At 66.4% G+C, this 12,260-nt stretch carries 12 protein-coding genes; 8 read left to right on the top strand and 4 right to left on the bottom strand.

What is annotated here, in order from left to right; translation table 11 throughout:
• Window positions 1-6: 6 nt before the first annotated feature.
• Window positions 7-423: a malonate transporter subunit MadL gene (gene madL / locus CAG33_RS03705; RefSeq protein ID WP_085636973.1), complete on the top strand. Its 417-nt coding sequence runs from the start codon at window positions 7-9 to the stop codon at window positions 421-423.
• 1 nt (window position 424) lies between these two features.
• Window positions 425-1,189: a malonate transporter subunit MadM gene (gene madM / locus CAG33_RS03700; RefSeq protein ID WP_085580799.1), complete on the top strand. Its 765-nt coding sequence runs from the start codon at window positions 425-427 to the stop codon at window positions 1,187-1,189.
• Between the two features lie 58 nt (window positions 1,190-1,247).
• On the opposite strand, the gene CAG33_RS03695 is transcribed toward madM, so the two are convergent.
• Entirely contained in the window at window positions 1,248-2,162 is a 915-nt protein-coding gene (locus CAG33_RS03695; RefSeq protein WP_085636970.1) for a LysR substrate-binding domain-containing protein, read from the bottom strand.
• A 141-nt stretch (window positions 2,163-2,303) separates the two neighbouring features.
• Between CAG33_RS03695 and CAG33_RS03690 the strand changes: the two genes are divergently transcribed.
• Window positions 2,304-2,921 carry a hemolysin III family protein gene (locus tag CAG33_RS03690; protein ID WP_085580795.1) on the top strand — a complete coding sequence of 206 codons (618 nt, stop codon included), beginning with the start codon at window positions 2,304-2,306 and terminating at the stop codon, window positions 2,919-2,921.
• Window positions 2,922-2,936: 15 nt separating this feature from the next.
• On the opposite strand, the gene CAG33_RS03685 is transcribed toward CAG33_RS03690, so the two are convergent.
• Window positions 2,937-3,854, bottom strand: a complete 918-nt coding sequence (locus tag CAG33_RS03685; RefSeq protein WP_085636967.1) for a LysR family transcriptional regulator — start codon at window positions 3,852-3,854, stop codon at window positions 2,937-2,939.
• A gap of 108 nt (window positions 3,855-3,962) precedes the next feature.
• Here CAG33_RS03685 and CAG33_RS03680 point away from each other — a divergent pair, with 108 nt between their 5' ends.
• Both CAG33_RS03680 and CAG33_RS03675 read left to right on the top strand, forming a co-directional pair.
• Window positions 3,963-5,201 carry a D-amino acid dehydrogenase gene (locus CAG33_RS03680; protein WP_085636964.1) on the top strand — a complete coding sequence of 413 codons (1,239 nt, stop codon included), beginning with the start codon at window positions 3,963-3,965 and terminating at the stop codon, window positions 5,199-5,201.
• 29 nt (window positions 5,202-5,230) lie between these two features.
• Window positions 5,231-6,145 (top strand): transporter substrate-binding domain-containing protein, encoded by a 915-nt coding sequence (locus tag CAG33_RS03675; protein WP_085630034.1) that lies wholly within the window; start codon window positions 5,231-5,233, stop codon window positions 6,143-6,145.
• 136 nt (window positions 6,146-6,281) lie between these two features.
• On the opposite strand, the gene CAG33_RS03670 is transcribed toward CAG33_RS03675, so the two are convergent.
• Both CAG33_RS03670 and CAG33_RS03665 read right to left on the bottom strand, forming a co-directional pair.
• Entirely contained in the window at window positions 6,282-7,001 is a 720-nt protein-coding gene (locus CAG33_RS03670; RefSeq protein WP_085580787.1) for a 16S rRNA (uracil(1498)-N(3))-methyltransferase, read from the bottom strand.
• Window positions 7,002-7,150: 149 nt separating this feature from the next.
• Window positions 7,151-8,557, bottom strand: coding sequence for an adenosylmethionine--8-amino-7-oxononanoate transaminase (locus CAG33_RS03665; RefSeq protein ID WP_085580785.1), 1,407 nt, complete (start codon window positions 8,555-8,557; stop codon window positions 7,151-7,153).
• Window positions 8,558-8,778: 221 nt separating this feature from the next.
• On the opposite strand from CAG33_RS03665, the gene CAG33_RS03660 reads away from it, so the two are divergent.
• The 3 genes from CAG33_RS03660 to CAG33_RS03650 all read left to right on the top strand — a co-directional run bounded on the left by CAG33_RS03660 (window position 8,779) and on the right by CAG33_RS03650 (window position 12,080).
• Window positions 8,779-10,566: a flavin monoamine oxidase family protein gene (locus tag CAG33_RS03660; RefSeq protein WP_085636960.1), complete on the top strand. Its 1,788-nt coding sequence runs from the start codon at window positions 8,779-8,781 to the stop codon at window positions 10,564-10,566.
• Between the two features lie 338 nt (window positions 10,567-10,904).
• Window positions 10,905-11,456 (top strand): cytochrome b, encoded by a 552-nt coding sequence (locus CAG33_RS03655; RefSeq protein ID WP_085580781.1) that lies wholly within the window; start codon window positions 10,905-10,907, stop codon window positions 11,454-11,456.
• Between the two features lie 30 nt (window positions 11,457-11,486).
• The gene (locus tag CAG33_RS03650; protein ID WP_085580779.1) at window positions 11,487-12,080 is read left to right on the top strand and encodes a YceI family protein; all 594 of its coding nucleotides are present in this window, start codon (window positions 11,487-11,489) and stop codon (window positions 12,078-12,080) included.
• Window positions 12,081-12,260 lie beyond the last annotated feature (180 nt).

The raw sequence follows: 12,260 nt of genomic DNA, 5'->3' as shown, positions 1-12,260 counted from the left end.
GCGACAATGATTATTTACGGTGTGGCGCTGCTGGCGATCTGTACGCTGGCAGGGGTGATCATGGGTGACCTGCTCGGCGTGCTGCTGGGGGTCAAATCCAATGTCGGCGGGGTCGGGATCGCCATGATCCTGCTGATCTGCGCACGGCTGTGGATGCACGGGCGCGGCGGCATGACCAAGGACTGCGAGATGGGCGTCGGCTTCTGGGGCGCCATGTACATTCCGGTGGTGGTGGCGATGGCCGCGCAGCAGAACGTCGTCACCGCGCTGCACGGCGGCCCGGTGGCGGTGCTGGCGGCGATCGGTTCGGTGGTGGTCTGCGGCTGCACCATTGCCCTGATCAGCCGTACGAACAAAGGCGAGCCGTTGCCGGACGAGCCGGCGCAGCCGGCCCCGATGGCCGCCCCGGCGGGAGGTCGCTGACATGTGGGATCTCATCGAGAAAGGTCTGGAGCACAACGGTCTGGTCACCGCGTTCGCGTTCGTCGGCGTGATCATGTGGGTGTCGGTGATTCTCTCCAGGCGCCTGACGTTCGGGCGCATCCACGGTTCGGCCATCGCCATCGTCATTGGCTTGGTGCTGGCCTGGGTCGGCGGCACGCTGACCGGCGGGCAGAAAGGGCTGGCGGACCTGACCCTGTTCTCCGGCATCGGCCTGATGGGCGGGGCGATGCTGCGGGACTTCGCCATCGTCGCCACGGCGTTCGAGGTGCAGGCCACCGAGGCGAGGAAGGCCGGGCTGATCGGCGTGGTCGCGCTGCTGCTGGGCACGGTGCTGCCGTTCATCGTCGGTGCGTGCATGGCCTGGGCCTTCGGCTACCGCGACGCGGTCAGCATGACCACCATCGGCGCCGGGGCGGTGACCTACATCGTGGGGCCGGTGACCGGCGCGGCGATCGGCGCGACGTCCGACGTGATGGCGCTGTCGATCGCCACCGGGCTGATCAAGGCGATCCTGGTGATGGTCGGCACCCCGGTGGCGGCGCGCTGGATGGGCCTGGACAACCCGCGTTCGGCGATGGTGTTCGGCGGCCTGGCCGGCACCGTCAGCGGCGTGACCGCGGGACTGGCGGCGACGGACCGGCGGTTGGTGCCCTACGGCGCGCTGACGGCGACGTTCCACACCGGGCTGGGCTGCCTGCTGGGGCCTTCGGTGCTGTTCTTCATCGTGCGCGGGATCGTCGGCTGACGTCGGGTGCCGGGTTGCCCTCAATCGCCAGCAGGCCGGCGATCGGGGGCGCCCGGCCTCAGGCCTGGCGGTTGGCGTACATCCGGCACTCCGCCAGCAACGCCAGCAGGTTCGGGTCGCGTTCCTTGGCCTTGAGGAACACCACGCCGATGTGCTGCTGCAACCGGTACTTTTCCTGCAACGGGATCAGTTTCACCCGGTTTTCGTACACCGCCGCGATCCTCCCCGGCAGCAGCGCATAGCCCACCCCGGAACTGACCATGCTCAGCAGGGTGAAGATGTCGTTGACCTGCATCGCCACCTTCGGCTCGAACCCCGCCTGGCGGAACACCCGGATGCCGTCCTGATGGGTGGCGAAGCCTTGGGTCAGGGTGATGAAGGTCTCGTCGCGCACGTCGGCCAGGTCGACCTCGCTGCGTTGGGCGAACCGCGAGTCGGCCGGGGTGGCCAGGAAAATGTCGTCGGAGAACAGCGGGATCTGTTCGCAGTCCGGGTCGCTGACGCTGTCGTCCAGCGACACCAGGATCGCATCGACCTCCATGTTCTTGAGCTTGTAGAGCAGGTCGATGTTCGAGCCCAGGATCAGGTCGATGTTGAGTTCGCTGCGGCGGATCTTCAGGCCCATGATCAGCTGCGGCACAGTCTTCACCGTCAGCGAGTAGAGGGAGCCCAGCTTGAAGCGTTCGGCGGAGAACCCGGCGGCCTCGCGGGTCAGGCGCACGCTCTCGACCACGTCCTGGATCAGCTTCTGCGCCCGCTCCTCCAGCACGTAGGCGCTTTCCAGCGGCGTCAGGCTGCGCCCCTCGTGCTTGAACAGCGGGCAACGCAGGGCGCTCTCCAGCGAATGGATGGCGCGGTGCACGCTGACGTTGCTGGTCTGCAGTTCGGCGGCGGCCCGGGCGAGGTTGCCGGTGCGCATGAAGGCGAGGAACACCTCGAGTTTCTTCAGGGTCAATTCTTCGTCGATCAGCATGGCGCGGACTCTTCTTGATTTCGGTCGATTGTGCCCAATTAACCGGACAGGCGCAGGCCCGCGTCGAACCGAAACATTGCGCTTTTACGCTCAAGGCCCGAGCCTTGCGCGCGGCGGTCATGAATCTGAGGTCAGCGACACATGTATCACGGGGAAAAACTCAACGCCTGGACGCACCTGGTCGGGGCGGTGGCGGCCTTCATCGGCGGGATCTGGCTGGTGGTGATCGCCAGCCTGGACGGCAGTCCGTGGAAGATCGTCAGCGTGGCAATCTACGCCTTCACCTTGCTGGTGCTGTACAGCGCCTCGACCGTGTACCACAGCGTGCGGGGGCGCAAGAAAGCGATCATGAAGAAGGTCGATCACTTTTCGATCTACCTGCTGATCGCCGGCAGCTACACGCCGTTCTGCCTGGTGACGCTGCGCGGGCCGTGGGGCTGGACGCTGTTCGGGATCGTCTGGGGGCTGGCGCTGATCGGCATCCTGCAGGAGATCAAACCGCGCTCGGAGGCGCGGATCCTGTCCATCGTGATCTACGCGGTGATGGGCTGGATCGTGCTGGTGGCGGTCAAGCCGCTGCTCGATGCGCTGGGGCCTGCGGGTTTCGCCTGGCTGGCCTCGGGCGGCGTGCTGTACACCGTGGGCATCATCTTTTTCGCCCTCGACCACCGGCTGCGGCATGCCCACGGGATCTGGCACCTGTTCGTGATCGCCGGGAGCCTGCTGCACTTCGTGGCGATCTGGTTTTACGTTTTGTAGGCGCCGGCCTGCCGATCAGTGTTGTGCGGCGCCCGGGCCACCGAGCTGTTCCCGGGCCCGGCGGCTGAAGATCTCCAGCAAGTCGCTCAGCGCATGGGGCGGCGGTTCGCTGGCGCGGATCACCGCGTACAGGGTGATCGGCAGCGGCGGGGCCAGCGGCCGCAGCGTCGTGGTCGCCGGGGCGGCGCCGAGGGCGGTGAACGGGTCGATCACTGCGACGCCGGCGCCGGACTCCACCATCGCCCGCGCCAGCGAGTAAGTCTGCACGGCGATGCGCACCCGAGGCGGCGGCTCCACCGCTTCGAGGTAACGGTCGAGCCGGGCGGCCAGCGGGTCGGCGCTGGACAGGCCGATCAGCGGCGCGTCCGCCAGCGCCGTCAGCGGCAGCGGCCGGCCGGCGTCCTCCGGCGGCCAGAACCCCTTCGGCGCCAGCGCCACCAGCACCCCCGACGCCAACGCCTGGGCTTTGAGCCCCGGATGGTCGGGCAGTTGCAGGGTGAGGGCCACGTCCACCTCGCGCATCAGCAGGTTCTGCGTCAGTTCGCGGCTGTGGGCGCTGGACAGCTCGCAGGCGATGTCCGGCCAGCGCACCGTCCATTCGTGGATGGCCGGCGGCAGCAGCGACAGCGCCAGGGCCGGGGTCGCGCCGATCCGCAGGCTGCGGCCGGGCGTGCGGCGCAGGCTCTGGGCCAGGCGCCGCACGCCTTGCAGGCTTTCGCTGACCTTGTCGACTTCGCGCTCCAGCTCCAGCGCTTCCGGGGTCGGCTGCAGCTTGCCGCGCACCCGCAGGAACAGGGCGAAGCCCAATTGCTGTTCGGCGTGCTGCAGCACTTTGGTCACCGCCGGCTGTGAGACATGCAGCAGCTGCGCGGCGGCGCTGACCGAGCCGGTCTGGCGGATGGCCTGGAAGACCTCGATGTGACGTAGGCGCATGGCAAGTCCATAACCTTTGCTTATGGGTCTGGCATCTTTATTCATTGTCCGGCGCCTGTCACCTGGCACTAACCTCGGCCTCGTCTTCACGAACGGTTAAGGACGGACATGGCTCAGCGTGTGTGCATCATCGGCGGCGGCGTGATCGGCCTGGCAACGGCCTATGCATTGGTGCGCGACGGCTTGCGGGTGACGGTGGTCGAGGCCCGCGACAGCTTCGGCGCCGAGACCAGTTTCGCCAACGGCGGACAGTTGTCCTACCGCTACGTCGCGCCGCTGGCCGACGCCGGCGTGCCGTGGCAGGCCCTCGGCTGGATGCTGCGCGGCGACTCGCCGCTCAAGCTGCGCCCGCGCCTGGATCCGCAGCAGTGGCGCTGGATGGCGGCGTTCCTGGCCGCCTGCCGCAGTTCGGTGAACCGTGAAAACGCCGCGCACCTGCTGCGCCTGGCGCTATTGAGCCAGCGCACACTGAAGGCCTGGCGCGAGGAGGACGGCCTCGCCGGGTTCCACTGGCGGCGCAACGGCAAACTGGTGACGTTCCGCGATGCCGGCCGTTTCGCCCAGGCCCGCCGGCACCTGGCCGACCCCCGGCAGCAGCAGGTGCTGAGCGCCGCCGAGTGCGCGCAGCTGGAACCGGCGCTGGCCGACGGGCCATTCGTGGGCGGGATCCATACGCCGGACGAGGAAGTCGGCGATTGCCACGGCTTTTGCCGGCAACTGGCGGCGCGGCTGGAGGTCTCCGGGTTGTGTGAGTTTCGCCTGGGCCGGACGGTGACCGGCCTGCGCCACCGCGACGCAGAGGTCACGGCCATCGAATTGGGCGACGAGGTGCTGGCGGTCGATCAACTGGTGATCGCCGCCGGCCACCGCAGCCCGCTGCTGGCGCTGCCGGGTCTGCGCCTGCCGCTGTACCCGCTCAAGGGCTACAGCCTGACCGTGCCGATCGGCGAGGGGCATCGGGCGCCGGACGTGAGCATCACCGACTACGACCGCAAGATCGTCTACGCCCGGATCGGCGAACAGCTGCGGGTGGCGGCGATGGTCGACATCGTAGGCTTCGACCCGGCCGTGGATCCCGCGCGGTTGGCCCTGATCCGGCGCCAGGCCCGCGACACTTTCCCCGAGGCCGGCGATTACGGCGCCGCCGTGGAATGGGCCGGCATGCGTCCGGCCACCCCCACCGGCGTACCGCTGCTGGGCGCCACGGCCTACCGCAACCTGTGGCTGAACCTGGGCCACGGCGCGCTCGGGTTCACCCTGGCCTGCGCCAGCGGGCAACTGCTCAGCGAGCTGATCGGCCAGCGCCGGCCGTCCATCGACCTGCACGGCTTCAATCCCCACGTCTGAACCCCGAACACCCACAACGGAGAACAACAATGCAAAAAATCACGTTGCTCGGCTGCACCCTCGGTCTGTTGCTCGGCGCTCAAGCCCAAACCCAAGCCCACGCCGGCGAAGCACCGCTGGGCGGCACGCTGGCCAAGATCGCCGGCGCCAATAGCATCACCCTGGGCTACCGCGACGCCTCGGTGCCGTTCTCTTACATAGGGGACAACACCGGCCAGCCGATGGGCTACTCGGTGGAGCTGGCGGGCAAGATCGTCGAACGCATCCGCCAGCAACTGGCGTTGCCGGAGCTGAAGGTGAAATACAACCTGGTGACCTCGCAGACCCGCATTCCGCTGGTGCAGAACGGCACCGTCGACCTGGAGTGCGGCTCCACCGGGGTGACGGCCGAGCGCCAGAAGCAAGTGGCGTTCTCCTACGGCTTCATCTACGTCAAAGGACAGCTGCTGACGGCCAAGGACAGCGGCATCCAGCGCTTCGACGACCTGCGCGGCAAGAACGTGGTGACCACCGCCGGCACCACCAACGAGCGCTACCTCAAGAGCTACAACCTCGACCACAAGCTCGACATGTTCGTGATCAGCGCCAAGGACCACGGCGAAGCGTTCCAGATGCTGCAGTCGGGGCGGGCGGCGGCGTTCTACATGGACGACGCGCTGCTCTACGGCGAACGGGCCAAGGCCCGGGATCCGCACAATTGGGTGGTGGTGGGGGAGGAGCAGTCGCGGGAGATCTACAGCTGCATGGTGCGCAAGGATGACCCGCCGTTCCTGGCGCTGGTCAACGGGGCGTTGGGGGATTTGTACGCGTCGGGCGAGATCAACGGGATCTACCGCAAATGGTTCGAACAGCCGATCCCGCCGAAGGGCCTGAACCTGGAGTTTCCGATGACCGTCGAGCTGAAGGCGATCATCGCCAGGCCGGTGAGCGATCCGGTGCAGTGACCGGCTTCAGGTCCGTGTGCCGCCCATCGCGGGCAAGCCCGCTCCCACAGGTATTTGTGGCGTATGCAATGCTTGTGAGCGACAGGGAACACTGTGGGAGCGGGCTTGTTCCGGGCGGCGATCCGACGATGGCGCTCTAGAAGTCACCCCAAAGTTGCTGGGCCACCGCCAGCGCCACCACCGGCGCGGTCTCGGTGCGCAGCACCCGCGGGCCGAGACGGGCGGCATGGAAACCGCCGGCCTTGGCCTGCTCGACCTCGGCCTCGGACAACCCGCCCTCCGGCCCGATCAGGAACGCCAGGCTCGCTGGTTTGGCGTGGCTCACCAGCGGCTCCGCCACCGGGTGCAGCACCAGTTTCAGGTCGGCCTCGGTCTGCTTCAGCCAGTCGGCCAGCAGCACCGGCGGATGGATCACCGGCACCCGCGAGCGGCCGCACTGCTCGCAGGCGCTGACCGCCACCTGGCGCCAGTGCAGCAGGCGCTTGTCGGCGCGTTCGTCCTTGAGCCGCACTTCGCAGCGCTCGCTGAAGATCGGGGTGATCTCGTTCACGCCCAGTTCGGTGGCCTTCTGGATTGCCCAGTCCATCCGCTCGCCGCGCGAAAGGCCCTGACCGAGGTGGATGCTCAGCGGCGATTCCGGCTGGCCGGCGAACTGCTCGTCGATGCGCACCGTCACGCGCTTCTTGCCGACCTCCGCCAGTGCGCCGAGGAACTCCTGGCCGGAACCGTCGAACAGCTGCACCGCATCGCCCTCGGTCATGCGCAGCACACGGCTGATGTAATGCGCCTGGGCTTCGGGCAGTTCGTGCTCGCCGAGGCTCAGGGGGGCGTCGATGAAGAAGCGGGACAGTCTCATGCGGGGTCTCTGTAAAAGGTGTGGGGCGTACGCAGCGGCTGTTCTGTGGGAGCGAGCCTGCTCGCGATGGCGACGACGGGGGCCGTCAGGCGAACCGGGGCGCTGTCATCGCGAGCAGGCACATTCCCGCAAGGGGGACTCTGCGGCAATCAGCCCGGATCGCGGAAGCCGGGGTGGAAGTCCTTCGGCACCGCCACGCTGACGCTGTCGCGGGTGGCGATGTCGATCCCTTCGCCGGCGACTTCGGCGAGGAAGTCGATCTGCTCCGGCGTGATCACATACGGCGGCAGGAAATACACCACGCTGCCCAGCGGACGCAGCAGCGCGCCGCGCTCCAGCGCATGCTGGAACACTTTGAGGCCGCGGCGCTCCTGCCAGGGATACGCCTCTTTCGAGGCCTTGTCCTTGACCATCTCGACCGCCAGCACCATGCCGGTCTGGCGCACTTCGGCGACGTGCGGGTGATCGGCCAGGTGCGCGGTGGCCGACGCCATGCGCCGGGCCAGCGCCTGGTTGTTCTCGATCACGTTGTCCTGCTCGAAGATGTCCAGGGTCGCCAGCGCCGCCGCACAGGCCAGCGGGTTGCCGGTGTAGCTGTGGGAGTGGAGGAAGGCGCGCAGGGTCGGGTAGTCGTCGTAGAAGGCGCTGTAGACCTCATCGGTGGTCACGCACGCCGCCAGCGGCAGGTAGCCGCCGGTCAGGGCCTTGGACAGGCAGAGGAAGTCCGGGCGGATGCCGGCCTGCTCGCAGGCGAACATCGTGCCGGTGCGGCCGAAGCCGACGGCGATCTCGTCGTGGATCAGGTGCACGCCGTAGCGGTCGCAGGCCTCGCGCAGCAGCTTGAGGTACACCGGGTGGTACATGCGCATGCCGCCGGCGCCCTGGATCAGCGGCTCGACGATCACCGCCGCGACGCTGGCATGGTGCTCGGCCAGGGTCTGCTCCATCGCGGCGAACATGTTGCGCGAGTGCTCCTCCCAGCTCATGCCTTCGGGGCGCAGGTAGCAATCGGGGCTGGGCACCTTGAGGGTGTCCAGCAGCAGCGCCTTGTAGGTCTCGGTGAACAGCGGCACGTCGCCGACCGACATCGCCGCCACGGTTTCGCCGTGGTAGCTGTTGGTCAGGGTGACGAAGCGTTTCTTGTCCGGCTGGCCGCGGTTGAGCCAATAGTGGAAGCTCATCTTCAGCGCGACTTCGATGCAGGACGAACCGTTGTCGGCGTAGAACACCCGGTCCAGCCCTGGCGGCGTCATCTTCACCAGGCGTTCGGACAGCTCGATCACCGGCTGGTGGCTGAAGCCGGCCAGGATCACGTGCTCCAGCTGGTCGACCTGATCCTTGATCCGCTGGTTGATGCGCGGGTTGGCATGGCCGAATACGTTCACCCACCAGGAACTGACGGCATCGAGGTAGCGTTTGCCGTCGAAGTCTTCCAGCCAGACGCCTTCGCCGCGCCGGATCGGGATCAGCGGCAGCTGTTCGTGGTCTTTCATCTGGGTGCAGGGGTGCCACAGGACCTTGAGGTCACGCTGCATCCACTGGTCGTTCAGGCCCATTTCCGGTCTCCTCGGGACGGCTCGCGCCTGGCGCGGGCAAACAATCGCGCAAGCCTATGCAATGCGTCGCGCCGGGACAACCCATTGTGTCGATTGAGCTACTTTACTTGGGGCGATAGACGTCGCTGGCGGCGTTTTGATGGCTGACGTATTCTTCGCGGTTCTCTGGGTCGCCTGACCCGAAAAACCGTTTTTTCCCGTGTATTTCCGGAGTTCGCTGAATGTCTGTCGGTTGGCTGCGCGCCTGTGCGCTGGTGGTGTTGGGGCTGTTCAGCGTTTCGGCGCTGGCCAAGGATAAAACCGCGATCGTGATCGGCGGCGGCCTGTCGGGCCTGACCGCCGCCTACGAGCTGCAGAACAAGGGCTGGCAGGTCACCCTGCTGGAAGCCAAGCCGAGCATCGGCGGCCGTTCCGGCATGGCCACCAGCGAGTGGATCGGCAACGACAAGACCCAGCCGGTGCTGAACAAGTACGTGTCGACCTTCAAGCTGAGCACCACGCCGGCCCCTGAGTTCGTGCGCACGCCGGGCTACCTGATCGACGGCGAGTACTTCTCCGCCGCCGACCTCGCCGCCAAGCAGCCGGCCACGGGCGATGCGCTCAAGCGCTACGAGAAGACCCTGGACGACCTGGCGCGCTCGATCGACGATCCGCAGAACCCGGCGTCCACCAACACTCTGCATGCCTTGGACCAGATCAACGTGTCCAGCTGGCTCGACAAGCAGAACCTGCCGGCCACCGCCCGCCAGCTGATCAACCAGCAGATCCGCAGCCGCTACGACGAGCCGTCGCGCCTGTCGCTGCTGTACTTCGCCCAGCAGAGCCGGGTGTACCGCGGCGTGTCCGACCGTGACCTGCGCGCCTCGCGCCTGGTCGGCGGCAGCCCGGTGCTGGCCCAGGCCTTCGTCAAGCAACTGAAGACCATCAAGACCAACTCGCCGGTGTCGGCCATCACCCAGGACAAGGACGGCGTGACCGTCAAGGTCGGCGCGGTCGGCTACCAGGCCGACTACGTGGTGCTGGCGGTGCCGCTGCGCGCCCTGAGCAAGATCCAGCTGACCCCGGCGCTGGACGCCCAGCACCAGGCGGCGATCAAGGGCACCAACTACGGCTGGCGCGACCAGATCATGCTCAAGTTCAAGACGCCGGTGTGGGAAAGCAAGGCGCGGATGTCCGGCGAGATCTACAGCAACACCGGCCTGGGCATGCTCTGGGTCGAGCCTGCGCTCAAGGGCGGGGCGAACGTGGTGATCAACCTGTCCGGCGACAACGCGCGGGTGATGCAGGCGTTCGGCGACAAGCAGATGGTCGATCAGGTGCTGATCCGTCTGCATGCGTTCTATCCGCAGGCCCGCGGTTCGTTCACCGGCTATGAGATCCGCCGCTACAGCACCGACCCGTCCACCGGCGGTTCGTACCTGGCCTTCGGCCCGGGCCAGATCAGCAAGTTCTGGCGCCTGTGGGAACAGCCGCTGCAGCGGGTGACGTTCGCCGGCGAGCACACCGACACCCTGTATCCGGGCACCCTGGAAGGTGCGCTGCGCACCGGCCAGCGCGCCGCCGGCCAGGTCGAAGACCTCGCGGCGGGCAAATCCTTCGCGCCGGTCAAGGTCGGCCCGACAGCCGCGGCCGCTGCGGTGGCGGCCGGTGCGGCGGGTGGCGCCGTGGCGGCGAAGAAGGGCAACTTCTTCACCAACCTGTTCGGCGGTTCGGACGACGACAAGAAGCCTGAGCCGGTGAAGGCCCCGGAGCCTGCGCCAGCCCCGGCTCCAGCTCCGGCGCCTGCGCCGACCCCGGCACCCGCGCCTGTTCCGGCGGAAGCGCCGAAGCCTGCGGCCCCTGTGAAGGCCGAACCGGCGAAGAAGGCCGCCAGCAAGCCGGCGGCGAAGAAACCGGCGGCCAAGACCGAGGCGAAAAAGCCTGCGGCCAAGGCACCGGCGAAAAAGGCCGAGCCGGCCAAGAAGCCTGTGGCCAAACCGGCGGCAAGCACCGAGGCCAAGACGCAGTAAGGCTTTGGCTTGAATGAAGAAGCGCGGCTCATGGGCCGCGCTTTTTTTGCCTGTCAGAGCGTCATCGCGAGCAGGCTCGCTCCCACATTCGAACGGATCTGTTCAGTTGAACAGCAATCCCTGTGGGAGCCAGCCTGCTGGCGATCGGGCCAGTACCGGCCATGAAATTCTCTGATCTCCCCACCAACATCCCGTCACACTTTCGCCTTTAATCTTTCCTTAACTCGCCACTTACAGACTCTTGATCGTATTTCTCGATATTTCAAAGCAAAATTTTCCGCTTTAATTCGATAGATAAGTCGATAGTCTTGGTTCGCAGTTCTCACAGGATTTGGGCAATGCAGCTACGTAACTCTTCTTCGCGCTACGGTTGGGTCAGCATCTTCATGCACTGGGGTGTGGCGCTGGCGGTCTTCGGGCTGTTCGCGCTGGGCTTGTGGATGGTGGGGCTGGATTATTACAGCAGCTGGCGCAAAGACGCGCCGGACCTGCACAAGAGCATCGGCCTGGTGCTGCTGGCGGTGATGGTGCTGCGGGTGCTGTGGCGTTTCGTCAGCCCGCCGCCGCCGACGCTGCAGAGCTACAGCCGGATGACCCGCATCGGCGCCAAGTTCGGCCATGCGTTCCTGTATTTCGGCCTGTTCGCCGTGATGATCGCCGGTTACCTGATTTCCACCGCAGACGGTGTCGGGATCCCGGTGTTTGGTTTGTTCGAAGTTCCTGCCCTGGTGTCCGGACTACCGGACCAGGCTGACACCGCCGGTGCGATTCACCTGTACCTGGCCTGGGCGCTGGTAATTTTTTCCGGCCTCCATGCGTTGGCTGCATTGAAGCACCACTTTATCGATCGTGATGCGACCCTCACCCGAATGCTGGGCCGCAAAGCCTGAACTCAACCTCGACTCAAAGGAAAAGAAAGCATGTTGAAAAAGACTCTGGCCGCTCTGGCCATCGGCTCCGCTGTGCTGTCCGCCAACGTGATGGCCGCTGACTACACCGTCGACAAGGAAGGCCAGCACGCCTTCGTCGACTTCAAGATCAGCCACCTGGGCTACAGCTTCATCACCGGTACCTTCAAGGACATCAGCGGCAAGTTCAGCTTCGACGCCGCCAAGCCAGAAGACAGCAAGATCGAGTTCGACGTGAAGACCGCCAGCGTGTTCACCAACCATGCCGAGCGTGACAAGCACATCGCCAGCAAAGACTTCCTGGACGTGGGCAAATACGCTGACGCCAAGTTCGTCTCCACCAGCGTCAAGTCCACCGGCAAGAACGCCGCCGGCAAAGACACCGCCGACGTGACCGGCGACCTGACCCTGCACGGCGTGACCAAGCCGATCGTGGTCAAGGCCGTGTTCCTGGGCGAGGGCAAGGATCCGTGGGGCGGCTACCGCGCTGGCTTCGAAGGCACCACCAGCATCAAGCGTTCCGATTTCGGCAAGATGATGGACCTGGGCCCGCAGTCCGACAACGTCGACCTGTACATCTCGTTCGAAGGCGTGAAAGCGAAGTAACTTTCGCCCGATGCGCAAAAAAACCCTGGCCTTGCGGCCAGGGTTTTTTTTGCCTTGCGGATGACTGCCGTCGCCGCAGCACCCCTGTGGGAGCCAGCCTGCTGGCGATAGCGGTGGGTCAGTCGGCAAATGCCTTGGACATGCCGGCCCCAGCGCCAGCGGGCTGGCTCCCACAAGGGG

This window comes from Pseudomonas sp. B3(2017) (assembly GCF_002113595.1).
In the GTDB taxonomy this organism is placed as follows: Bacteria; Pseudomonadota; Gammaproteobacteria; order Pseudomonadales; family Pseudomonadaceae; genus Aquipseudomonas; species Aquipseudomonas ekonensis.
The sequence above is the reverse complement of the archived record's forward strand: the minus strand, read 5'-3'. Positions and strand labels throughout refer to the sequence as shown.

What these genes read in the sequence shown, in the direction of transcription:
- CAG33_RS03670 (WP_085580787.1), bottom strand. Translation starts at nt 7,001, where the DNA reads ATGAGACTGTCCCGCTTCTTCATCGACGCCCCCCTGAGCCTCGGCGAG.
- madL (WP_085636973.1), top strand. Translation starts at nt 7, where the DNA reads ATGATTATTTACGGTGTGGCGCTGCTGGCGATCTGTACGCTGGCAGGG.
- CAG33_RS03665 (WP_085580785.1), bottom strand. Translation starts at nt 8,557, where the DNA reads ATGGGCCTGAACGACCAGTGGATGCAGCGTGACCTCAAGGTCCTGTGG.
- CAG33_RS03675 (WP_085630034.1), top strand. Translation starts at nt 5,231, where the DNA reads ATGCAAAAAATCACGTTGCTCGGCTGCACCCTCGGTCTGTTGCTCGGC.
- CAG33_RS03680 (WP_085636964.1), top strand. Translation starts at nt 3,963, where the DNA reads ATGGCTCAGCGTGTGTGCATCATCGGCGGCGGCGTGATCGGCCTGGCA.
- CAG33_RS03655 (WP_085580781.1), top strand. Translation starts at nt 10,905, where the DNA reads ATGCAGCTACGTAACTCTTCTTCGCGCTACGGTTGGGTCAGCATCTTC.
- CAG33_RS03650 (WP_085580779.1), top strand. Translation starts at nt 11,487, where the DNA reads ATGTTGAAAAAGACTCTGGCCGCTCTGGCCATCGGCTCCGCTGTGCTG.
- CAG33_RS03660 (WP_085636960.1), top strand. Translation starts at nt 8,779, where the DNA reads ATGTCTGTCGGTTGGCTGCGCGCCTGTGCGCTGGTGGTGTTGGGGCTG.
- madM (WP_085580799.1), top strand. Translation starts at nt 425, where the DNA reads ATGTGGGATCTCATCGAGAAAGGTCTGGAGCACAACGGTCTGGTCACC.
- CAG33_RS03685 (WP_085636967.1), bottom strand. Translation starts at nt 3,854, where the DNA reads ATGCGCCTACGTCACATCGAGGTCTTCCAGGCCATCCGCCAGACCGGC.
- CAG33_RS03695 (WP_085636970.1), bottom strand. Translation starts at nt 2,162, where the DNA reads ATGCTGATCGACGAAGAATTGACCCTGAAGAAACTCGAGGTGTTCCTC.
- CAG33_RS03690 (WP_085580795.1), top strand. Translation starts at nt 2,304, where the DNA reads ATGTATCACGGGGAAAAACTCAACGCCTGGACGCACCTGGTCGGGGCG.